At 63.2% G+C, this 22,279-nt stretch carries 18 protein-coding genes; 17 read left to right on the top strand and 1 reads right to left on the bottom strand.

Features of this window, described 5'->3' with window-relative positions; translation table 11 throughout:
* The first annotated feature begins 137 nt into the window (after window positions 1-137).
* From rimP to ribF, 8 genes are all read left to right on the top strand, one after another.
* The gene (gene rimP, locus PZH32_RS09110) at window positions 138-608 is read left to right on the top strand and encodes a ribosome maturation factor RimP (protein ID WP_275207693.1); all 471 of its coding nucleotides are present in this window, start codon (window positions 138-140) and stop codon (window positions 606-608) included.
* Between the two features lie 17 nt (window positions 609-625).
* Window positions 626-1,831 carry a transcription termination factor NusA gene (nusA, locus tag PZH32_RS09115; RefSeq protein ID WP_275207695.1) on the top strand — a complete coding sequence of 402 codons (1,206 nt, stop codon included), beginning with the start codon at window positions 626-628 and terminating at the stop codon, window positions 1,829-1,831.
* A gap of 23 nt (window positions 1,832-1,854) precedes the next feature.
* Window positions 1,855-2,145 carry an RNase P modulator RnpM gene (gene rnpM, locus PZH32_RS09120; protein WP_275207697.1) on the top strand — a complete coding sequence of 97 codons (291 nt, stop codon included), beginning with the start codon at window positions 1,855-1,857 and terminating at the stop codon, window positions 2,143-2,145.
* A 3-nt stretch (window positions 2,146-2,148) separates the two neighbouring features.
* On the top strand, window positions 2,149-4,884 hold the full coding sequence (infB, locus tag PZH32_RS09125; RefSeq protein ID WP_275207699.1) for a translation initiation factor IF-2: 2,736 nt from the start codon (window positions 2,149-2,151) through the stop codon (window positions 4,882-4,884).
* Between the two features lie 250 nt (window positions 4,885-5,134).
* Window positions 5,135-5,524, top strand: coding sequence for a 30S ribosome-binding factor RbfA (rbfA, locus tag PZH32_RS09130; protein WP_275207701.1), 390 nt, complete (start codon window positions 5,135-5,137; stop codon window positions 5,522-5,524).
* A 3-nt stretch (window positions 5,525-5,527) separates the two neighbouring features.
* Window positions 5,528-6,535: a DHH family phosphoesterase gene (locus tag PZH32_RS09135; RefSeq protein ID WP_275207703.1), complete on the top strand. Its 1,008-nt coding sequence runs from the start codon at window positions 5,528-5,530 to the stop codon at window positions 6,533-6,535.
* Entirely contained in the window at window positions 6,532-7,548 is a 1,017-nt protein-coding gene (truB, locus tag PZH32_RS09140) for a tRNA pseudouridine(55) synthase TruB (RefSeq protein WP_275207704.1), read from the top strand. Before PZH32_RS09135 ends, truB begins: the two co-directional genes overlap by 4 nt.
* Entirely contained in the window at window positions 7,529-8,455 is a 927-nt protein-coding gene (gene ribF, locus PZH32_RS09145; RefSeq protein ID WP_275207706.1) for a riboflavin biosynthesis protein RibF, read from the top strand. Before truB ends, ribF begins: the two co-directional genes overlap by 20 nt.
* Window positions 8,456-8,508: 53 nt before the next feature.
* On the opposite strand, the gene PZH32_RS09150 is transcribed toward ribF, so the two are convergent.
* Window positions 8,509-10,443, bottom strand: coding sequence for an LTA synthase family protein (locus PZH32_RS09150; protein WP_275207707.1), 1,935 nt, complete (start codon window positions 10,441-10,443; stop codon window positions 8,509-8,511).
* A gap of 452 nt (window positions 10,444-10,895) precedes the next feature.
* On the opposite strand from PZH32_RS09150, the gene uvrC reads away from it, so the two are divergent.
* The 9 genes from uvrC to gpmI all read left to right on the top strand — a co-directional run bounded on the left by uvrC (window position 10,896) and on the right by gpmI (window position 22,101).
* Window positions 10,896-12,863 (top strand): excinuclease ABC subunit UvrC, encoded by a 1,968-nt coding sequence (uvrC, locus tag PZH32_RS09155; protein WP_275207708.1) that lies wholly within the window; start codon window positions 10,896-10,898, stop codon window positions 12,861-12,863.
* Window positions 12,856-13,827 (top strand): RNase adapter RapZ, encoded by a 972-nt coding sequence (gene rapZ / locus PZH32_RS09160; protein ID WP_275207710.1) that lies wholly within the window; start codon window positions 12,856-12,858, stop codon window positions 13,825-13,827. The genes uvrC and rapZ overlap by 8 nt, the downstream gene beginning before the upstream one ends.
* Before the next feature lie 3 nt (window positions 13,828-13,830).
* Window positions 13,831-14,988, top strand: a complete 1,158-nt coding sequence (locus PZH32_RS09165) for a gluconeogenesis factor YvcK family protein (RefSeq protein ID WP_275207711.1) — start codon at window positions 13,831-13,833, stop codon at window positions 14,986-14,988.
* Window positions 14,989-14,990: 2 nt separating this feature from the next.
* Entirely contained in the window at window positions 14,991-15,926 is a 936-nt protein-coding gene (whiA, locus tag PZH32_RS09170) for a DNA-binding protein WhiA (protein WP_275207712.1), read from the top strand.
* Window positions 15,927-16,648: 722 nt separating this feature from the next.
* On the top strand, window positions 16,649-17,152 hold the full coding sequence (locus tag PZH32_RS09175; RefSeq protein WP_275207713.1) for a hypothetical protein: 504 nt from the start codon (window positions 16,649-16,651) through the stop codon (window positions 17,150-17,152).
* A 311-nt stretch (window positions 17,153-17,463) separates the two neighbouring features.
* Window positions 17,464-18,474, top strand: coding sequence for a type I glyceraldehyde-3-phosphate dehydrogenase (gene gap, locus PZH32_RS09180; protein WP_275207714.1), 1,011 nt, complete (start codon window positions 17,464-17,466; stop codon window positions 18,472-18,474).
* Window positions 18,475-18,540: 66 nt separating this feature from the next.
* Window positions 18,541-19,725 (top strand): phosphoglycerate kinase, encoded by a 1,185-nt coding sequence (locus PZH32_RS09185; RefSeq protein ID WP_275207716.1) that lies wholly within the window; start codon window positions 18,541-18,543, stop codon window positions 19,723-19,725.
* A gap of 18 nt (window positions 19,726-19,743) precedes the next feature.
* Window positions 19,744-20,511: a triose-phosphate isomerase gene (gene tpiA, locus PZH32_RS09190; RefSeq protein ID WP_428994024.1), complete on the top strand. Its 768-nt coding sequence runs from the start codon at window positions 19,744-19,746 to the stop codon at window positions 20,509-20,511.
* Window positions 20,512-22,101 (top strand): 2,3-bisphosphoglycerate-independent phosphoglycerate mutase, encoded by a 1,590-nt coding sequence (gene gpmI / locus PZH32_RS09195; RefSeq protein ID WP_275207719.1) that lies wholly within the window; start codon window positions 20,512-20,514, stop codon window positions 22,099-22,101.
* The last annotated feature ends 178 nt before the right edge of the window (window positions 22,102-22,279 follow it).

Raw genomic sequence — 22,279 nt, forward strand, 5'->3', positions numbered from 1 at the left:
TATAAAGAAAAAGCTGCGCACCCTGGTGCGCGGACATACTTTCGCATCTGAGAAAGTGGGATCGCTCCCGCTTTCTTTTGTTGTTAGGGCAAAATGCCCCGAAAGTGGAAACCTGCGAACGCGAAAAGGAGGTAGTCATGCTCACTGGTAAAGAGAAGTCGCTCTTGGCGGCCTTGGAGCCCCGCGCGGCCTCCGAGGGCGTGGAGATCGTCACCGTCGAGATCGTCGGCTCGAAGAAGGCGCCCACCATTCGCGTGTACATCGATACCCCGGAGGGCATCAGCTTCGACCAGCTGATGGCCACCCAGGCCTGGGTGGGGGATCTCATGGACGAGATCGACCCGTTCCCGGGCGCCTACATGCTCGAGGTGTCGTCCCCGGGCATCGACCGCCCCCTGCGCACGCCGGAGCACTTCCAGCGCTTTGCCGGGGAGGAGGCCGTGGTGAAGACGCGCGGTCCGCTAGACGGCCGCAGCTCGTTCACCGGTACGCTCAAGGGTTACGAGAACGACGAGGTGCTGATCGAGGTGGACGGCAACACGGTTGCCATTCCCTTCGATCAGATCAAGCGAGCCCGCATCAAGGGCACCGTAGATTTCAGCGCTTAGGGAAAGGAATCACAGAAGTGGCAAGTTCGGAACTGATCGAGGCATTGCAGGCGCTGGCCCACGAGCGCAAGATCGATGAGTTTTACCTCATCGAGCGTTTGGAGCAGTCGCTGGCCAAAAGCTACGAGCGCATTCTGGATCTGGAATGGGACGCCCGCGTGACCATCGATCGCCAGACGGGCAAGATCTACGTGTACGAGCTGGTGCCCGTCGGTGAGCCCGACGAGGAAACCGGCGAGTACGCCGAGTTCGAGGAGCGCGACGTCACCCCCGACGACGTGAGCCGCATTGCCGCCCAGAACGCCAAGGGCGTCATTGCCTCCATCGTGCGCGAAGCGGGGCGGCAGTCCATTTACGAGGAGTTCTCCGGTCGCGTGGGCGATCTGGTCACGGGCACGGTGCTCCAGGGCACGCCCGACTTCACCATCATCAAGATTCGCGACGGCGTCGAGGCCGAGCTGCCCCATTACGATGCCAAGCGCAATCCCGGCGAGCGCAACGAGCGCCCGGCCAACGAGCACTATCGCCACAACCAGCGCCTGAAGGTGCTCATCATCGACGTGCGCGATCCCAATTCCGATGCGCCGCGTCTGCGCGGCGAGCAGGCCCGTCCGGCCATCATCGTGTCCCGCACGCACCCCGACCTCATCCGTCGCCTCTTCGAGATCGAGGTGCCGGAAATCTACGAGGGCGTGGTGGAGATCAAGTCGGTGGCCCGCGAGCCCGGCGCCCGTTCCAAGGTGGCCGTGTACTCCCGCGAGGCCAATCTCGATCCGGTGGGCGCTTGCGTGGGCCCGAAGGGCTCCCGCGTGCGCATGGTGGTCGAGGAGCTGCGCAACGAGCGCGTGGACGTCATCCAGTGGAGCGACGATCCGGCGGTCTACGTGGCCAACGCCCTTTCGCCGGCCAAGGTGAGCCGCGTCACCATCGACGAGGACAACAACTACGCCACCGTGGTGGTGCCGGATGATCAGCTGTCGCTGGCCATCGGCAAGGAGGGTCAGAACGCCCGCTTGGCCGCCCGCCTCACCGGTTGGCACATTGACATCAAGCCCGCCAGCTTCCAGGGCGCGTCCCTGGTCAACGACACCGAGCTGGTGGAAGAGGTAGAGGAAGACGACGAGTTCTGCGTCTTTGTGAACGAGGACGGCAGCCGCTGCCGCAACCATGCCCGCCCGGGCAGCCGGTACTGTGGCATCCATGCTTCCCTCGAGGACGAGTAGCAGCGAAGGAAGTTGATTTCCCGGTGCCCACGACGACGAAAAAACGCCAGCGCAGCTGCATTGGATGCGGAGCCTCCCAGGAAAAGGGAACGCTCTGGCGCGTGGTGCGCTCGAAGGAGGACGGCGTGCAGTTCGACCCCTCCGGTCGTGTGGCGGGACGAGGCGCCTATGTGTGCTCGACCGCGTGTTTCGCCCAGGCGAGAAAGACAAGAAAGCTGGAGCGCGCTCTGCGCTGCCCGGTAACGGAAGATGATTACGAGCGCGTTGCTCGCGAGATTGCTCTCGCCGAGGCACCAGGAAAGATTGAGGAGTGATATATGGCCAGCATGCGTGTACATGAGTTGGCGAAGGAATTCGATATGTCGAGCAAGGAGCTGCTCGACCGCATTCGCGATATGAAGATCGCGGCGAAGTCGCATGCCAGCGTGCTTGCCGACGCCGACGTCGAAACCATTCGCAAGAACATCGAGCCGGAAATTCGCGCCCGCGCCGGCGCCCTGGCTGCCGAAGAGGAAGCGGCCCTGAAGAAGGAGCAGGAAGAAGCCGCCCGCGCCAAGGCCGAGGAAGAGGCCGCTCGCCGTGCCGCCGTCGAGGCCGAGCTGGCCGAGCGCGAGGCTGCCCGCGCCCGCCGCGAGAGCGCCAAGGCCGAGGAAGAGGCCGCCCCGGCGCCGCGCAAGGCGCCCCAGGCCCCGTCGGCCTTCGCCAGCCTGGAGCAGCAGATTGCCGCCGAGAAGGAGCGCGTCGAGCGTGAGCGCGAAGAGGCTCGCGCCCGCGCCCGCGCCGAGAAGGCCGCGGCCGAGGTAGCCAAGAAGCGCGCGGTGGAGGAGGCCCTGCGCCAAGGCCACAAGAAGCACGGCAAGACGGCCGCTCCGGCCCCCGAGGCCCCCAAGGCGCCCGCTCCGGCGCCGGTCGGCCGTCCCAAGAACAACTTCGACTCGCTGCTTTCGCAGATCGAGGCCGAGAAGCAGCGCATGGAGGCCCAGCAGGCCGCTGCGGCCGAGGCCAAGAAGGCCGCCCGCGGCGCCGGCGGCAAGCGCGGCAAGAAGGGCAGCGCCCACCAGGTGGTGCCCGAGCTGGAAATGCAGGCCGCCACGGGCGATGATCGCTACGCCCAGATGGCCGTCCAGGCCGAGAAGCTGCAGCGCGACAAGGTGCTCGCCGAGGCCCGCGCTGCCGTCGAGGCCGCCAACACCCACGAGGGCGAGGGACGCCGCAAGAAGCGCAAGGAGAAGCGCGAGGCCGAGGCCCGCGAGCGCGCCGAGCTCGAGGCCATCGAGCGCGGTCTCGATCCGTCGCTCGTGCTGGACGATTCCGTGGTGGAAATTCCCCAGGGCGCCACGGTGGCGAAGTTCGCCGAGCTGTTGGGCGTGCAGCCCAACGAGGTCATCAAGCGTCTGTTCATGCTGGGCCAGGTGCTCACCCTTACCCAGTCCATGAACGACGAGACCATGGAGCTCATCGCCGACGACATGGGCCGCAAGGTGCGCGTGGTATCGCCCGAGGAGGAGTATGCCGTGGTGTACAACGACTCCGAGGACGACCTCAAGCCCCGTCCGCCCGTGGTTACCGTCATGGGCCACGTCGACCACGGCAAGACGTCGCTGCTCGACGCCATCCGCCACACCGGCGTGGTGGCCAGCGAGGCCGGCGGCATCACTCAGCACATCGGCGCTTCTGTGGTGAACATCGACGGTCGCCAGATTACCTTCATCGATACCCCGGGTCACGAGGCCTTTACCGCCATGCGTGCCCGCGGTGCCCAGGTCACGGACGTTATCGTCCTGGTAGTGGCCGCCGACGACGGCGTCATGCCGCAGACCATCGAGGCCATCAACCATGCCAAGGCCGCCGAGGTGCCCATTGTGGTGGCGGTCAACAAGATCGACAAGCCGGGCGCCAACCCCGACCGCGTGCGCCAGGAGCTCACCGAGTACGGCGTCATCCCCGAGGAGTGGGGCGGCTCCAACATGTTCGTCGAGGTGTCGGCCAAGAAGAACCTGCACATCGACGACCTGCTGGAAACCATCCTGCTGCAGGCCGACGTGCTGGAGCTTAAGGCCAACCCCGACGCCGAGGCCTCCGGCTTCGTCATTGAGGCCAACCTGGACAAGGGTCGCGGTCCTGTGGCCACGGTGCTTATCCAGCGCGGCACCCTGCACACTGGCGACGTGGTAGTGGCCGGTACCAGCTACGGCCGCGTGCGCGCCCTGGTGAACCCGCGCGGCGAGCACGTGTCCGAGGCCAAGCCCGCCGACCCGGTGGAGATTCTGGGCCTGAACTCGGTGCCCACCGCCGGCGACGAGTTCCGCGTCTTCGAGGACGAGCGCGACGCCCGCAAGCTGGCCGAGGAGCGTGCCCTGCGCGCCCGCCTGGCCGCCCAGGAAACCAAGAGCCACATGAGCCTGGACGACCTGTTCAGCCGCATCGAGGAAGGCAAGCAGACCGACCTGAACCTCATTGTGAAGGCCGACGTTCAGGGCTCCATCGAGGCTCTGCGCGACGCCTTCGAGAAGATGGACCAGTCCGAGGTGCGCATCAACATCGTGCACTCCGCCGTGGGCGGCATCACCGAGACCGACGTCACCCTGGCCGCCGCCTCCGACGCCATCATCATCGGCTTCAACGTGCGTCCCACGGGCAAGTCCCGCCAGCAGGCCGAGAAGGAGAAGGTGGACATTCGCCTGTACCGTGTTATCTACCAGGCCATCGAGGACATCAATGCCGCCCGTGTGGGCCTGCTGTCCCCCGATATCGTGGAAGAGGACACCGGTATCGCCGAGGTGCGCGAGACCTTCAAGGTGCCGAAGGTGGGCACCATTGCCGGCTGCTACATTGTGGAAGGCGAGATCAACCGCGACGACAAGGTGCGCATCGTGCGCGACGGCACGGTTATCTTCGAGGGCGTCATGGCCTCACTGCGCCGCTTCAAGGACGACGTGAAGACCGTGAAGCAGGGCTACGAGTGCGGTATCGGCATCGAGAAGTTCCAGGACCTGAAGGTGGGGGATACCATCGAGGGTTATCAGGTGAAGGAAGTCGAGCGCACCGAATAAATCTCGCTCGTTCGCTGCCGGCCAGGGGTATACCTCCGTGCTCAAACAGTCCTCGCTCGGCAGAACAGCCCACTGGGCTGTTCTGTTCGCTGCGGAACCTGCGCGCGGAGGCACACCCCCTGTCCGGCAGCTGCATTTCCAGCACCGCAAGGTTTCCAGTTTTGTGACGTAATTCACTCGGCGTACTTGCTGGTCATTTCTTATTTATACTTTGAAGCATCCTATAAGTCTCAATTGAGGAGATGGCATTATGAAACAGAGTGCTTCCAACCGTAAGGTGAACGAGCAGGCCCGCGAGGTTATTGCCAGCATTCTTCTGTTCGACGTGTCCGACCCGCGCTTGCATATGGTTACCATCACCGGGTGCGAGGTAAGCTACGACCGCTCCGTGTGCAACGTGTACTACACCGTTGATCCCGACCGCTATGCCGACGTGCAGGCTGCCTTCGAGGCTGCTGCGGGTCATATCCGCTCGCTCATGGCCAAGAAGCTCTCGTGGCGCGTTGCTCCCGAGCTGCGCTTCTTCGTCGATAAGTCGGTGGACCAGGCCGAGGCTATCAACTACGCCCTTAACACCGAGCGCGAGCATTTGGAGAGCAAGATCGTCGACGACACCATTGGCGAGGATCGGGAGTATTAATCTATGGCGGTAACCCCTCAGACGAACACCACCCTGGAAGAAATTGCCCAACAGCTACTGGTGCACGATAACTATGTTATCTGCGGTCATGTGAGTCCCGACGGCGATTGCCTGGGCTCGCAGCTGGCCTTAGCTTGGGCCCTGCGGCAGTGCGGCAAGCAGGTGACGGGCGTTTTGGCGCGCAACGAGCCCATCGATGGCACGCTGGCGTTTCTGCCGGGAAGCCAAGAGCTGGTGCCGGCGGTTTCGTTTGAAGGGCCCTGCGACAGCTTTATTGCCGTCGATGTTCCTACGCCCGAACGATTGGGCGACGGCGCACGGCTCCAGGAACAGGCGGCCTTTACCGTTACCATCGATCACCATGCGGTGCCCCAAGCCATGAGCCAGCTCAGCTATACCGATCCCGACGTGGCCTCTACCACCATGCTGATATGGCAGCTGGCGGCGCTTCTGGGCTGCGATCGTGATAAGCTTATCGCCACCTGCGCTTACACCGGACTTATGACCGACACGGGGCGCTTCCAGTACCAGAATGCCGACGGGGCTGCCTTTACGGCCGGTGCCGAAATGGTGGCTGCCGGCGCCGAGCCCTCGATTATCTCGCGCAACTTCTACCAGAATCGCTCTCGGGCCTCGGTGGCCCTGGAGGCGGTGGCCATCGATCATATGGCTTTCTCACCTGATGGCCGCGCGGTTATGTCGTGGCTCTCGCTGGAAGACTTTGCCCGCTGCGGCGCGGTGAAGTCCGACGCCGAGCCCCTCATCGACGTGCTGCGCTCGGTAGCGGGCGTGTCAGTGGCATGCATGCTGCGCGAGCAACCCACTGAGGTGCGCGGCAGCTTCCGTGCCAAGGACGACACCGACGTGGCCGCCTTGGCGGCGCAGTTCGGCGGGGGAGGCCATCGCGCTGCCGCGGGCTTCACCATTCATAAGCCGCTGCCCCAGGCCGTGGCCGCCGTGGCTCAGCTTTTGGGCATCCCGTGTCCTGTGGTGGCGGAGGAGCGCCTGTGAAGCGCGGTACCACGGATCTCTGTCTCATGGTGGCGGTGGACAAGCCCTCGGGCATGACCTCCCACGACGTGGTCAATCGCTGTCGGCGCATCTTCGGCGAGCGCCGCGTGGGCCATACGGGCACGCTCGATCCCTTGGCCTCGGGCGTGCTGCCCATCTGCATTGGGCCGGCCACGCGTCTCGACAACTATCTGACGGGGCACGATAAGTCCTACATCGTGTCCGTTGTCTTCGGGGCTGCCACCGATACCGATGACTGCGAAGGGCGCATCATCCGCACGGGCGATGTGCCCGATGAGGTCTTCGACCCTTTCTTCGCCAGCACCTTCTTGGCTAGCCTGGTAGGGAAGTCCAAGCAGTTGCCGCCGGCCTATTCCGCCATCAAGGTGGACGGTGTGAAGGCCTACGACGCTGCTCGCAAGGGACGCATCATCAACTTGGAACCGCGGGACATCGAGGTGTACGCGGCCGAGCTTTTGGGCATCTACGGGGCCGATGGCACCGAGCCGGCCCGTTGGGACATCGGGTTTTCCGTCTCAAAGGGCACCTATATTCGGGCGTTGGCCCGCGATATCGGCAACGCCTTGGGCTGCCCGGCCCATGTGGGGGCGCTCCGTCGCACCAAGGCCGGCTTTATCGGCTTGGACGACTGCGTGAGCCTGGAGACGCTCGAGGAAATTGGGGAGCGCGCGGCCCTGGATCCGCTGCGCGCCCTGGGCCTGCGCTTTGTCTACGTGAACCAGAGCCAAGCCGAGCGCGTGTCTCACGGCAATGCGCTCCCGGCCTCCGAGCTTACCCTGTGCGAGCGGTCCTTCGGCGCCCTGGCCGATGAGATCTGCGCCTGCACCTCGGGGGTGCGCGAGAGTTGCGCCCCGTGGGAGGATGGCGAAATCGTCGCTTTGGTGTACGATAATCGCATCATTGCGCTGTACCAATATCAGCAGGACAAGGCCTTGTGCGTGTCCCGCTGCGTGTTTCCGAGAGGAGTAGCTCGTGGCTACGGTGATCTCTAGGGCCGATGAGGCCTTCGACGGCAAAGTGCTCGACGGGGCCGCGGTGGCCTTCGGTGTCTTCGATGGCGTGCACGAGGGTCATCGCTTCATCATCGGCGAAGCGGTCAATGCCGCTCGCGAGCAGGGACGCCCCAGCGCCGTCATCACGTTCGATATCGATCCTGACGAGCTGTTCCGACCCGATCGCCTGAAGAAGCTTATGACCAATGAGGCGCGCATTGCCAAGCTGGCCGAGCAGGATGTGGATGCCGTGGTGGTGCTGCCGTTCTCGCGGGAGTTTGCCGCCCAAAGTCCCGATGCGTTCTTGGAGCGCTGCTTCGGAGGCGGCGTGCCCTCGTCCATCCATATTGGCTCGGACTTTCATTTCGGCGCGCGCGCCATGGGCAACGTCGAGGATCTGCGCTCCTGGGGCGAGCGTTTCGGCATGGCCGTGCACGGCCACGAGTTGGTAGCCGAGGGCGGCGTGCCCGTCACGTCCACCCGTATTCGCGGGCTTTTGCAAGAGGGCAAAGTGCGCGAGGCTGCGGAGTTGCTGGGGCGCCCCTATGCGCTGTCGGGCACCGTGCGCCCGGGCCGCGGTGAAGGTCACGATTTCGGATTCGCCACGGCGAACCTCGAGGTAGAGCCCATGCTGTTAGCCATCGGCGAGGGCGTCTACGCCTGCTATGCCACGGTGGAGGGCGCGCGCTACAAGGCCGCCGTAAACATCGGTGTGCCCGCAACCTTCGCCGATCGCTCCCAGTGCAACGTCGAGGTTCATATTCTTGACTTTGACCAGGATATTTATGGGCAGCCCATTGAAGTGGAGTTCATCGAATGGCTGCGCCCCATGCGCGCTTTCGACTCCACTGAGGAGCTCATCGCCACGGTGATGGGCAATATCCAGTGGGCGAGGGACAACCTGTAACAGCGCCCTGCAACGAGAGAGCCGCCTGCGGGGCGGCTCTCGTGTGTTCGGGCTTACTCCTCCTTGTAGGGCGAGTTCTTGCGGAAGAGGTCGTCGTATTGGACGATGGCATAGTCGTCGAGGGCCTCTTGGGCCGCCTCCTGCTCGGGGGTGGAAATTTCCTCCTCGAACCAGTGCCACGTGCCCGTCGTGTCCTGGTAGCCGTTAAGGTTCACAGCGGGCAGGGTCTCGCGCAGGTGCTTCAGGTACTTTTGGTGCACCGTGCCGGGAAGGCCGGTGGCTTCCACCAGCATGGCGCCCAGATAGTTGAGGCTCGTGACGGTATCGGTGCCGATCTTTTCCAGCTCAAGAGGGGAGTCCTCGGCGCGGGCAGCGGCGTTGGCCCAGATGAAATAGGGCGTGTGATAGCGCGCCTGCACCTCTTCGATGGTGGCGTCGTCGACGGATTTGTCGTAGGTCTCCTCGAAGAGCCAGTCGGCGAACCCAGGCTGGTGATCGCCGAAGAACACCACGATGGTGGGCTCGTCGCGCTGGTTCAGTTCGTCGATGAGCCAGCGCAGATCCTCGTCGGACTGGTGCATGGCAGCCAAGAACTCGTCGATCTCAGGGTTGTCCACGGCGTCGGAGTCCAGATGCACCTGATCCTCCTCGGGCACTAGGCCCGTGTCGTAGCCGCCGTGGTTCTGGATGGTCACGTCGAACACGAACTGCGGACCGTCGCCGGCGTCGATTTTCTCCAGGACGCGCTCGTAGGTGGCCTTGTCGGTGACCAGATCGCGGAAGGTGTCGGCGTCTTCCATGGTGGTGATGTCGTCGAAGCTGTCGAAGCCCAGCTGCTCGTAGATGCGGTCGCGGCGCCAATTGCTGGCCTCGGCGGGATGGATGGCGTGGGTGTCGTAGCCCAGGCGGTCGAAGTAGGCGGCCAGGTTCTCGGTGCCGTCCAGGTCATAGAGCACATAGGGGTACACACCGCCCCCCATGTTGCCCATGGACGAGCCGGTCAAAAACTCGAACTCGCTGTTGCAGGTGCCGCCGCCCATGGCCGACACGTACAAATCGCCGGCCACCAGGGAGTCGGCCTGCACCTCTTTGAAGTAGGCGGGCTGGGCGTTGCTGCCCTCCAGGCCCGGATAGCTGGACAGATCCGAGAACGTTTCGTTCATGATGGCAATGACGTTGGGGAAATCTGCCGTGTCCGGTGCGGCGCTTTTCGAGCCGCCCTTGGCGGCCAGAGCCGAAGAGGCGCTTTGGTGCGCCGAGGACTCAAAGGGCTCCAACACATGGGACAACACCTCGTCGGAGAAGCCTTCGGGCTCGGCCGGGGTCAACTCCTGGGCACGCGAGAGGAAGCAGAGCAGCGTGCCCTGGGAACCGTAGGAGCCGCGCACGTCCCAGACGTCCACGGTGACGTTGAACTCGTTCTTTATGTCGGTGCTCTGGTACTTGATGGCGCAGAACGCAATGAGCAGGGCCGCGGCGACACAGTTGACGATAACGTCCCACTGGGTAATGCGCCGTGCCGGACACCACAGGCGCAGGGCCACACAGAAGGCGGCGAAGGCGAGCAAGCAGCTCACAAGGCGCGGCGTCAGGAACAAGGTGTAACCCCCAGCCACGGAGGCGGCCGTACTTAAGGCGAAGAGATCGGCGGGAAGGATGGGCTGCCCCTTGAACGTGATGATGTAGAAGTTGGCCGCGCCGATGAACAGGCAGAGCGCCACGAAGACTGCGAGCGAGGCGCGCGTGCGCTGGCCGATCAGGAAGATAACGCCGCCCAGCAGGGCTACAATGGCCAGGTTGGCAGCCACGTAGTTGGGGGCGATGCCGGTAATGGTATCGTTCCAGGGTAGTTCGATAAGCAGCCATCCCAGCACCACGGCGATGGCGAAGAAGGCCACGCGCAGAAGCGTGGCGGAGGTTGAGCCCGCGGCTGAAGCGGCGTTGGGCGCCGGGGTCGCGGAGCCTTTTCCTTTGCTGACGATATTCATGAATGCAGTAGTCCTTTGGTAACGCAAGGGCGCAGAGCCTCGACGGTGTCGAATCTTCCCCCCTGAGAAAGTTTTATTGCAGACAGCTAAAGTATCATGAGGCGGCTTTCTATGCCTCGAACTCGCAAAAACTCCCTGTATTGCCTTTGTTTCTGTGGCATCTGCGCGGCTGAGCACGGTTTTAGGTTCGATTTTCTGGAAACCAAGGAAAGGGGGTCGCTTTTTTCGATCTGTTAGCAGGGGGAAGCCTCTTGGATGGCTCGGCGGCTGCTATTTCGTCCAGTCTCCAGCACAAGGCAAGCAAAACTCCTGGTGAAATCTTGCGAAGCAAACGCAAGGGGGGAGCGCTGGCCGGTGGCAAGCGGATTGCTGCTAACAGAACGCAAATTCGCGACCGTCTCGGGGCTTCTGGATATTTCGAAGAGGGGCGCGAAGGCGGGTATACTGGCACTATGAACAAGAAAGAATCCCAGCAGGAAAAACTCGCGCGCATCAAACGCGAGCTCGACGCGGTGCCTACCCTGCCCGGGGTTTACCTGTGGAAGGATGCCGCCGGCGAGGTCATCTATGTGGGCAAGGCCAAGCAGCTGCGCGCCCGCATGCGCCAGTATGTGAACTTCCAGGACGAGCGGGCGAAGATTCCGCTGCTGGTGGAGGCGCTTCAGTCCTTCGACTATATTGTGGTGGACAACGAGCACGAGGCGCTGGTGCTGGAGAAAAACCTCATCAACCAGTACAGCCCCTTCTTCAATGCGGATTTCAAGGACAATAAAAGCTATCCGTTCATCGCGCTGACCAAGGGCGACGTGTTTCCCGCCATCAAGTACACCCGCGAGAAGCATCGCTCCGACACGAAGTACTTCGGTCCCTTTACCGATGCCCGGGCCGCCCGCGAGATGATCGACATTGCCCGACGCGTCGTGCCCCTGTGCGCGGCGTCTTGCGCCGATTGGCGCAGCTTGACGCGCGCCTTGGAGAAGGATCCGCTGGCGGCGCTCAAGCGCGGCAGCCGCCCCTGTTTCGATGCCCATGTGGGTTTGGGGCCGGGCGCCTGCTGCGGTCAGATCACTCCCGAGGAGTACGCCAAGAACGTGCGGCGCATCGAGCGTTTTCTGGCCGGCAACCACCGCGAGTTTGTGGAGGAGCTGACTGAGGAGATGCAGGAGGCGGCCGCCGAACTCGACTTCGAGCGGGCGGCGCGCATCAAGAACCGCATCGACACCATCAACTCGTTGGCCGACAAACAGCACGCCGTTAGCTCGCGTAACCTGAATGCCGACGTCATCGGCTTTTTCCGCGAGGAGACCGTGGCCGGCGTCCATGTGCTGGTCATCCGCGAGGGGCGCATTGTGAACGCCAACGAGTTCGTGCTCAACCGCGGTACTGACGTGCCCGATCAGGACCTGCTGCGCAACTTCCTCATGCGCTACTACGACACCACCACGTCCATTCCCCATGAGGTCATCGTGCGGGTGCTGCCCGAAGACGCCGAGGCCATGGGGGAGTGGCTGACGGAGAAGCTGGACTCGGCCCATGGGGCGAAGGTGCGCTTCACCGCTCCCCAGAAGGGCGAGAAGGCCGACTTGGTGGCCATGGCGGAAACCAACGCGAAGCACACGCTTATGCGCTACAAAGTGCGCACGAACTACGATGACAAGCGCATCAACAACGCCCTGCTGCAGCTGGAGAGCGCTCTAGCCCTGGACGCTCCGCCCATGCGCATCGAGTGCTTCGACATCTCCACCATCCACGGGTCCTACACGGTGGCTTCCATGGTGGTGTTCACCGGCGGCAAGCCGGACAAGAACCAGTACCGGCGCTTCAAGATAAAGACGCCGCTTGACGAGGCCAACGACTTTTTGTCCATGCAAGAGGTGATGCGTCGTCGCTACAGCCCCGAGCGCATGGCCGACGAGCGCTTCGGCAGCAAGCCGGATCTCATCATTCTGGACGGCGGCAAGCCGCAGCTGACCGCGGCTTTGGCCATGTTCGAGGAGATGGGCATCGACGACATTGCTATCTGCGGTCTGGCCAAGCGCGACGAGGAATTGTTCGTGCCCTGGCAGGACACGGGCCCCGTGGTGCTCCCCGGCGGCTCGGCGTCGCTGTATCTGGTGAAGCAGGTACGCGACGAGGCGCACCGCTTCGCCATTACCTTCCACCGCGAGCTGCGCGGCAAGGGCATGACGGCCTCCATCTTGGATGACGTGGCGGGCTTGGGTCCCGTGCGCAAGAAGGCCCTGCTCAAGCACTTCAAATCCTTTAAGAACCTGAAGGAGGCCAGCCTGGAGGACATCAAGGCGGCGAAGGTGATTCCCGAGGACGTGGCCGAAGAGCTGGTGCGCGTGCTGGCGCAGTATAATGTGAAAAAAGCTGAGAAAGAAGAGCAACTTGCCGAAGAAGGAGGCCTTCATGGCTGATGAGCAGCAAACTTTGGACGCCCTGCCCGATTTCGTCATTGTCACGGGCATGTCGGGCGCGGGCCGCACCGAGGCCATGCATGTGTTCGAGGATCTGGGCTACTTCTGCGTGGACAACCTGCCCTCCAGCTTGCTGGGCGAGCTGGTGCGCGTCAACGAGGAGGCCGCCGGCGAGGGCCCGCGCCGCAAGCTGGCCGTGGTGTGCGACTCGCGCAACGGCGACTTCTTCGGCAGCCTTGATGACGAGCTTACCTCCATGGCCGATCAGGGTATTTCCTATAAGACGCTGTTCTTGGACGCGGCCGACGACAAGCTGATCGCTCGCTACAAGTCCAGCCGCCGCCGTCACCCCCTGTGCACGGACGGCACCACCATTTGGCAGGGCATCCAGCGGGAGCGCCATCTTCTGCTGGGGCTGCGTGATCGCGCCGACTTCGTCATCGATACCACGGAAATGCTGCCGCAGAAGCTGCGCAGCACCATTCGCTCGCTGTTCGACACCGGCAGCGAACGCAAGGGGCTGGCGGTAACGGTGTACTCCTTCGGCTTCAAGCACGGCGCCCCCTTCGACGCCGACCTAGTCATGGACGTGCGCTTCCTGCCGAACCCCTACTATGATCCGGAGCTGCGCAGCCTGACGGGCCTGGACGCTCCGGTGCGCGATTTCGTGCTGTTCCGCGAGGAGACCATCGAGTTCGAGCGCCGGTGGCACGATCTGCTCGATGTGGTCATGCCGGGCTATGTGGCCGAAGGCAAGCAGCAGCTGGCCATCGGCGTGGGCTGCACCGGCGGCCAGCACCGCTCGGTGGCCCTGGCCGAGTCCACGGGCGACTACCTGAAGTCCAAGGGCTATCGGGTGTCGGTGGCGCACCGCGATCTGCGCCTGGCCGAGCGCGGCAAGGACGTGCTGCGCGAGAGCGACAACGTGCTCGATGCGCGGGCGAATGCCGGAAACGAGGCCTAGGCCATGGCGGTAGGCAAGAAGAAGACCGAGGCGTTCCGTGTCGATCCGGCGGCCACGGCGGCGTTCTCGGCCCTGCGCAACGCGCTGCCGAACCTGCGCCCCCTCGATGAGAACGAGAAAGCCCTGCGCGCGGTGGTTATCGGCGGCGGTACTGGCGCGCCGGTGTCTATCCGCACCCTGCTGTCGCTGGGCGTGCAGACCAGCGCCGTGGTGGCCATGGCCGACGACGGCGGCTCCACGGGCGTGCTGCGCGAGGAGGCCAACGTAACCCCGCCCGGTGACATTCGCAAGTGCTTGGTGGCCTTTGCGAAGAATCCCTCGGACCCGCTGGTGCGCGCCTTGAAATACCGCTTCGCCGTAGCCCGCGACCATGCGCTGGGCAACTTGCTGCTGGCGGCTTTGGAGGATGCCTGCGGGTCGTTTCCCGAGGCCATTGCCATTTGCGAGCGGCTGGTGGAGGCCCAGGGCCACGTGTATCCCTCGACGCTGGATCACGTGGTGCTGTCGGCCCGCACCCAGGACGGCCGCGTGCTGGATGGCCAGGCGGTGGCGTGCCATTCGAAGACGGCCCTTGAGTCGGTGTGGCTCACCGATGAGGCCGGCCGGGCGCCGCGGCCCTACGAGCCGGCGCTTCAGGCTATTCGGGAGGCCGATCTCATTGTGCTGGGACCGGGGTCGCTGTTCACCTCCATTATTCCGAACTTGTTGATCCCCGGGGTCGTCGACGCCATTCGCGCTTCGCGGGGCCGTGTGCTCTTCGTGTGCGCCCTGGCCGACGTGCAGGGAGAAACCTGGGGCCTGACGGCTCGCGAGCACTTCGAGGCGCTGGCGGCCCATGGCATGGAGGGGCTCATCGATTACATGCTGGTGCACTCGAAGGTGCCCTTGCGGGCCGAGAGCCCGGCCACGGGTTCGTTTGCAGCCATTTCCGGCGCCGACTTGGAGCACGCCTCGACGTCGGACTTGAATGACGACCAGCTGACCAAGGGCGTGCGGCCCATTTCCATCACCTATGCCGACATGCTGGCCATCCAGTCGCGCGGCCCCATTGTCATCAGCCGCAACTTGGTAGATGCCGAGCAGCCCACGTGGCATTCGCCCTTCGCGCTTCGCGAGGCGCTGCAGAGCGTCATCAAGCTCTCGCGGGCACGGAAGGCCTAGCCGTGTCCTTTACAGCCGAGGTGAAAGACGAACTGGCACGCGTGCAACCGGAGTGTCCTTCGTGCGAGAAGGCCACTCTGGCGGCCTTGGTGCGCATCGAGGGCACGCTGTTCGTGAGCGGTCCCAACCGCTACCGTGTCGAGATTGCCACGGATGCGCCGGCCGTGGCGCGTCTGGTGGTGCGCCTGCTGCATTCGCTCTACGAGCTGAAGACGAACCTGACCATGCGCCGGTCGGTGCTCCATAAAACGCCGAACTATCTGATCGAGGTGCCGGCCCAGGCGCATCTGGCCGAGGCCCTGCGCGACATGGGCGTGCTGTCGGCCGGTGGCGGCCTGGAGATGGGCATCAAGGAGTCGCTGGTGGCGAAGCCCTGCTGCGCGGCCGCCTACCTGCGCGGCGCCTTTTTGGGGTCGGGCTTCATCTCGCACCCGAAAAGCGACTTCCACTTCGAGATTACCGTCGAGTCCGAGCCCTTGGCCGAGGGGCTGGTGGCCCTCATGGCCCGCAAGGACATTGGCGCCCGCATCATGCAGCGCCGCAGCTCGTACATGGTGTACCTGAAAAGCGGCAATGCCATCTTGGAGTTTCTGGCCTTCACGGGAGCGCACCAGGCGGCGCTCTCCATGGAGGAGGAGCGCGTGGTGAAAAGCGTGCGCAACGACGTGAATCGCATGATCAACGCCGAAATTGCCAACCAGCAGAAAGCCAGCAACGCCGCTGTCGAGCAGATTTACGCCATCCGCACGGTGGTGGAGCACTACGGCATGGAGAACCTGCCGCCGGCTCTGCAGGATTTCATCCGCCTGCGCGTATTGCACCCCGAGGCTTCCCTGAAGGAACTGGGGGAGCGGGCCAATCCGCCCCTATCGAAAAGCGCGGTGTACCACCGCGTTCGCCGCATCGAGCAAATGATGCGCGAGATAGAAGGGGAGTAGAGGCGAGCGGCCACCGCTGCCCGCGCCGGATCGCGCCGACCGTGCCGACTGCACTGGTGCGTTGGACGTGCCGATCATGCAGCTACGCCAGACGTGCCGACCCGCGCCGACCGTGCCGACTGCGCCGGCGCGTTGGACGCGCTTGACCGCTCCGTTGCGCCGACCGCGCCGACTACGCGTGACCGCGCCGTTGCGCACACCTCGGGGTTGCCCGCGTTAAGTGGGTGTGGTCAAAAATTGCCCGAAGCGGGGTTTTTGCCCGAAACGAAGCGTTTAAGGTCGAAATTCCGTCGAGGCGGGGTTTTTGCCCGCTAAGAGGATGGTGCTGGCGAAGTCCCTAAAGCGACGCCGGCGTAAAACCCCAGTTCATTCCCATGTCGATCTTCAACGTGAAAAACGAAGTAGCTGACGCGCGGTACCAAACGCCCTTTTTCGCGGGCAAAAACCCCGCTTCGATCGGTTTGCGACCTTAAAACCGTTAAATCGGGCAAAACCATCTACTTGGAGGCAATTTTGACCAGTTAGATACGCGTTGGCTGGGCGTCAAAGAGGTCGAATCGATGCTATGCGTCCTTTCGCGCTATCTCCGAAATTATGAATAGCATAAATCATTTAATTAAAGAGTTACTTTAATTAGTAAATATTAAAATTAAGTAAATCGAAATAATAAAATATAATGTAATTCGTATTTAATACTAGTTGCTTAAATCTTAGGAGGGGTCATGCGCTACCAACGAGATGGAAAGCTCTACGACACGGCTACCGCTCAGTGCATACTGGTGGCTTCGGGCAAGGAGTCGCCAGCGAACCCTCGTTTTTATCGCCAAGCGCTCTATCGCAAGCGCACTGGGGAGTTCTTTCTGCACTGCGAAGGTGGCCCCGAGTCTCCTGCAGCACGCTTTACGCGTCTAGGGCAGAGCAAACCTTTGGCGGGCGAGTTCATCCAGCCTGTCGATGCCATCGGGGCGCGGGAGTTCGTGGAAGAACACGGCGGCAGGGAGGCGTCCACATTGCTTGATCGGTATTTCTCCGAGCCTCCCGACCAGGTGCGCATCACCGCCATCATCGATCGTCAGGCCGACGCCATGCTGCGCCGCCTGAAGGAGGCCGATCCGACGGCCCGCTCCCAAGGGGATATCATCTCCAAGGCGCTCAAAGCCTACTTTCAGGCCACTCGCATAGACGGTACTGACGCGGTATCGCCTCTCGATGCTCGCTTGCTCTGATAAAGGGCCCGGCAAAACGTTGTTTCTCTCGCGCGTTACGGAGTCGCAAAGTTCACCGAGAACGAACCCGCCGATCGCCCAGAGTTCGACGATGCCCGCAAGAGGTGCTTTCCTTCTGTCCAGCGGAACCTACGGCTCTATCGGGGTTGACGCTTTGCAGCATCATGATTTGTGCGGGTGCCACGCTTTTACGGCCCGAATGCCCAAGTGGCGTTACGGTTCGGTGAGGTTCGTAGTAAACTATAGGAGCTGAAAAGCGAACCAATGTCGACTGATCGGCATCTCGAGTATCTTGTGAAAGGAGATACCCTATGACAACCAAGGTAGGCATTAACGGATTCGGCCGCATCGGACGTCTTGTGTTCCGCGCCATGGCCAACGACCCCGATGTGGAAGTGGTGGCCGTTAACGACCTGGGCGACAAGGCCGCTCTTGCTCACCTGCTGAAGTACGATTCCATCCACGGCCGCGCTTTCGACACCGTCGAGGTTGTCGACGACGGCATCGTGGTTGACGGCCAGCATGTCACCATGCTCTCCGACCGCGATCCTGCGAACCTGCCCTGGGGCGATCTGGGCGTCGACGTGGTCGTCGAGTCCACGGGCTTCTTCACCGATGCCAATGCCGCCAAGGCCCACCTGGATGCTGGCGCTAAGAAGGTGGTCATCTCCGCTCCCGCCAAGAACGAGGACATCACCATCGTCATGGGCGTGAATGACGGCGATTACGATCCTGAGAAGCACAACATCATCTCCAACGCTTCCTGCACCACCAACTGCCTCGCTCCCTTCGCCAAGGTGCTGCTTGACAACTTCGGCATCAAACGCGGCTACATGAACACCATCCATTCCTACACCAACGATCAGAAGATCCTCGATCTTCCCCACAAGGACCTGCGCCGCGCCCGTGCCGCCGCTATGTCCATGATCCCCACCACCACCGGCGCCGCCCGCGCGGTGTCTTTGGTGCTTCCCGAGCTCAAGGGCAAGCTGGACGGCTTCGCCACCCGCGTTCCCACCCCGGACGGCTCCATGGTCGACCTTACGGTGGAGCTGGAAAAGGACGTGACGGTGGATGAGATCAACGCCGCCATGAAGGCTGCTGCGGAAGGCCCGCTCGAGGGCATTCTCGAGTACACCGAGGACCCCATCGTGTCTATCGACATCGTGGGCAACGATCACTCCTCCATCTTCGACTCGAAGCTCACCATGGTCATGGGCGGCGAGGGCAACTTCGTCAAGTGCGTGTCCTGGTACGACAACGAGTGGGGCTACAGCAACCGCGTGAAGGATCTCGTTAAGATTCTGCTCCCCGAGGCGTAAAAGAACGACGTGCTCCGAAAAGCCTGGCTCATTTGGGTCAGGCTTTTCGTTTTAGAAAGGATGAACATGGCTGACATTAAGACCGTGGATCAGGCCGAGGTGACGGGGAAGCGCGTGCTGGTGCGCGTGGACTTCAACGTGCCGCTTGACGGCGACGTGGTCACCGACGACACCCGTATTCGCGCGGCGCTGCCCACCATTCAGAAGCTGGTGGACGAGGGTGCTCGCGTGGTGCTCATGAGCCATCTGGGCCGCCCGGCCGGGGAGGGCTTCGAGGAGAAGTTCTCGCTGCGCCCGGCGGCGGCGCGCCTGGCCGAGCTGGTCGATGCCCCTGTCGTCTTCGCTGAGGACACCGTGGGCCCCGATGCCCAGGCCAAGGTAGCCGCCTTGAGCGACGGCGAAATTGTGGTGCTCGAGAACCTGCGCTTCGACAAGCGCGAGAAGAAGAACGATCCGGCGTTCTGCGAGGAACTGGCGGCTTTGGGCGATGTGTACGTGAACGACGCCTTCGGCACGGCCCATCGCGCCCATGCTTCCACGGCGGGCGTGGCGGCGCTGCTGCCCGCCTATGCCGGCTATCTCATGGAAAGCGAGGTGTCCACGCTGACGGGCATGCTCGACGAGCCCAAGCGCCCCTTCGTGGCCATCCTCGGCGGCTCCAAGGTGTCCGACAAGATTAAGGTCATCGACGCGCTGCTCGATAAGGCCGATGTGCTCATCATCGGCGGCGGCATGTGCTTCACCTTCCTGCTGGCCCAGGGCAAAACCGTGGGCACCTCTCTGAAGGAAGAGGACTGGGTGGAGCGTGCGGCGGCCATGATCGAGAAGGCGCGCGAGAAGGGCGTTGCCCTCATGCTGCCCGTCGACGTGGTGGTGGCCGACGCCTTTGCCAACGATGCCAAGACCGCAACGGTTTCCGTGGATGAAATCCCTGATGATATGATGGGTCTTGATATTGGTCCCGAAACGGCCGGTCTCTACGCCGAGGCCATCGGCATGGCGAAGAGCGTCTTCTGGAACGGCCCCATGGGCGTGTTCGAGATGCCCTCGTTCGAAGCGGGCACGAAGCGCGTTGCCCTGGCGGTGGCCGAGAACGCCGAGGCCGATACCATCATCGGCGGCGGCGATTCCGTAGCGGCGGTGAACAAGTTCGACTTGGCTGATCAGATGACCTTCATCTCCACCGGCGGCGGCGCCTCCATGGAGCTGGTCCAGGGTGAGAAGCTGCCCGGCGTCGAGTCGCTGCGGTAAACACGAAAGGAGCGCGTGATGCGCAAGAATCTTATTGCGGGCAATTGGAAGATGAACAACACCATTCCCGAGGCTGTGGTGCTGGCCCAGGAAATCTCCAACGGCATTTATCCCGACATCCTCGACGAAGTGGACGTGGCCGTCTGCCCGCCCTTCGTGGACTTGAAGCCGGTGAAGTCGGTGTTCGAGTTTGATCGCGTCAATATTGCCCTGGGTGCCCAGAACGTGTACTGGGAGCCGAAGGGCGCCTTCACGGGGGAAATTTCCATCCCTATGATCAAGGAGATTGGCTGCACCTACTGCATCGTGGGTCACTCCGAGCGTCGTCACCTGTTCGGCGAGACGAACGAAGACGTGAACCTTAAGGTGCGCGCGCTGATCGAAGCGGCCATCGCCCCCATCATTTGCGTCGGCGAGTCGCTTTCGGTGCGCGATGAAGGGGTGTACCTGGACTTCGTGACGGCTCAGGTGCGCGCGGCGTATGCTGGCGTGGAAGCGGCCGATGCCGTGAACACCGTCGTGGCCTACGAGCCCGTTTGGGCCATCGGCACGGGCCGCACGGCCACGCCCGAGCAGGCTGAAGAGGTGTGCGCGGCCATCCGCGCCACGCTGGCCGAGCTGTTCGGTCAGGACGTTGCCGATCAGGTGCGCGTGCTCTATGGCGGCTCCATGAACGAGGGCAATGCCGAGCTGCTGCTGGCCGAGCCGGATATCGACGGCGGCCTGATTGGCGGCGCGGCCCTGAAGGCCTCCTCGTTCCTGGAGATTGTAAAGGCGGCCAAGTAAATGGAGCAGGTCACTTCATCGACCATGGGCGCGGCGGTTGATCGCTCTAAGCTGCGTCTGCCTGCCTGCCTCATCATTATGGATGGTTTCGGTTTGCAGGCGCCGGGCCCGGGCAACGCCATCTCCTTGGCAAACACCCCGGTGCTCGACCGCCTGTTCTCCGAGGAGTCCATGGTGCAGCTTCAGGCCTCGGGCGAGGCGGTGGGCTTGCCCGAGGGGCAGATGGGCAACTCCGAGGTGGGGCACCTCAACATCGGCGCCGGCCGCGTGGTGTTTCAGGAGCTCACCCGCATTAACCGCGCCTGCCGCGATGGTTCGCTGGCTACCAATCCGGTGCTTCAGGAGGCGTTTGCGGCGGCCTGCCAGCCTCAGGCGGCCCTCCACCTGATGGGACTTGTCTCCGATGGCGGCGTGCATTCCTCCAACGAGCACCTGTACGGCCTGGTCGATGCGGCGGTAGCGGCCGGCGTGAAGCACGTGATGATCCACTGCTTCATGGACGGGCGCGACGTGCCGCCGTCAAGCGGTGCCGAGTACCTGCGCGAGTTGGTGGACTACATCGAGCGCGCCCAGAGCGCGGCCGAGCCCGGTACGGTCATCGAGATTGCCTCGGTGGAGGGTCGCTACTATGCCATGGACCGCGATAATCGCTGGGAGCGCGTGGAGCGCGCCTACCAGGCCGTGGCCAACGCCGAGCCCTACCGTGATGTGGCTGCCGTGGCGGCCGTTGAGTCTTCCTACACCGAAGGGGTTACCGACGAGTTCATCGAGCCCGTAGCACTGTCGCCCCGCGGCATGAGGGACGGCGACGCTGTGGTGTTCTTCAACTTCCGTCCCGACCGTGCCCGCGAGATTACCCGTGCGCTGGTGGATCCGAATTTCACGGGCTTCGAGCGCAGCCAATGGCCCGCGGTGCACTTCGTGTGCCTCACCGAGTACGACCCGTCCATTCCGGCGCCCGTGGCCTTCCCCAAGGAATTCCCCTCGAACGTGCTGGCTGATGTGCTGGCCGATGCCGGGCTTACTCAGTACCATATTGCCGAGACCGAGAAGTACGCCCACGTTACGTTCTTCCTGAACGGCGGCATTGAGGAAATGAAGGCGGGGGAGACCCGCAAGCTTATTGCCAGCCCGAAGGTGGCCACCTATGACCTGCAGCCGGAAATGAGCGAGCCCGAGGTGGCGGCAACCCTGGCCGCGGCCATCGATCGCGATGAGGCCGACGTGTATATTGTGAACTTCGCCAACTGCGACATGGTGGGCCATACCGGCTACGTGGACGCGGCTCAGGCGGCCGTGGAAGCCGTGGACGCCGGCGTGGGACTGGTGCTTGATGCGGTGGCTCGCAAAGGCGGTGTGGCCCTGGTTACGGCCGACCACGGCAATGCCGACTGCATGATTGCCGAAGACGGTGGCCCGTTTACGGCCCACACCACGGCGCCGGTGCCGCTCGTGCTGGTGGACTACACGGGCACGGCTATGGCGCTGGACGGTCGCGAGGGCCGTCTGGCGGACATCGCCCCCACGCTGCTGGCCATGATCGGTTTGGCAGCGCCCCAGGAGATGACGGGGGAGAACCTGCTGGCTTAAAAGCTGGGTAGGCATTCGCTGCAGTTTGATTGACGATTCCACAGGAGGCGCGGCCTCGTCGCTGCCTCCTGTGGACAGCTTGGGGACGTTGACGCGGAGCGCCTTGAAAGCCCCTGCGCCATCCGTTATACTAAGCGACTTGTGTACGCAGAAGTATTCTCTAGAAAGAAGCGTGAAA

Origin of the sequence: Adlercreutzia equolifaciens, from assembly GCF_029076695.1 — a bacterium.
Taxonomy (GTDB): domain Bacteria; phylum Actinomycetota; class Coriobacteriia; order Coriobacteriales; family Eggerthellaceae; genus Adlercreutzia; species Adlercreutzia equolifaciens_A.

Excerpts from the sequence above, each read along its gene's own strand:
- gap (WP_275207714.1), top strand. The coding sequence starts at position 17,464 with ATGACAACCAAGGTAGGCATTAACGGATTCGGCCGCATCGGACGTCTT.
- gpmI (WP_275207719.1), top strand. The coding sequence starts at position 20,512 with ATGGAGCAGGTCACTTCATCGACCATGGGCGCGGCGGTTGATCGCTCT.
- PZH32_RS09165 (WP_275207711.1), top strand. The coding sequence starts at position 13,831 with ATGGCGGTAGGCAAGAAGAAGACCGAGGCGTTCCGTGTCGATCCGGCG.
- infB (WP_275207699.1), top strand. The coding sequence starts at position 2,149 with ATGGCCAGCATGCGTGTACATGAGTTGGCGAAGGAATTCGATATGTCG.
- tpiA (WP_428994024.1), top strand. The coding sequence starts at position 19,744 with ATGCGCAAGAATCTTATTGCGGGCAATTGGAAGATGAACAACACCATT.
- PZH32_RS09185 (WP_275207716.1), top strand. The coding sequence starts at position 18,541 with ATGGCTGACATTAAGACCGTGGATCAGGCCGAGGTGACGGGGAAGCGC.
- rimP (WP_275207693.1), top strand. The coding sequence starts at position 138 with ATGCTCACTGGTAAAGAGAAGTCGCTCTTGGCGGCCTTGGAGCCCCGC.
- PZH32_RS09135 (WP_275207703.1), top strand. The coding sequence starts at position 5,528 with ATGGCGGTAACCCCTCAGACGAACACCACCCTGGAAGAAATTGCCCAA.
- PZH32_RS09150 (WP_275207707.1), bottom strand. The coding sequence starts at position 10,443 with ATGAATATCGTCAGCAAAGGAAAAGGCTCCGCGACCCCGGCGCCCAAC.
- rapZ (WP_275207710.1), top strand. The coding sequence starts at position 12,856 with ATGGCTGATGAGCAGCAAACTTTGGACGCCCTGCCCGATTTCGTCATT.
- rbfA (WP_275207701.1), top strand. The coding sequence starts at position 5,135 with ATGAAACAGAGTGCTTCCAACCGTAAGGTGAACGAGCAGGCCCGCGAG.
- uvrC (WP_275207708.1), top strand. The coding sequence starts at position 10,896 with ATGAACAAGAAAGAATCCCAGCAGGAAAAACTCGCGCGCATCAAACGC.
- PZH32_RS09175 (WP_275207713.1), top strand. The coding sequence starts at position 16,649 with ATGCGCTACCAACGAGATGGAAAGCTCTACGACACGGCTACCGCTCAG.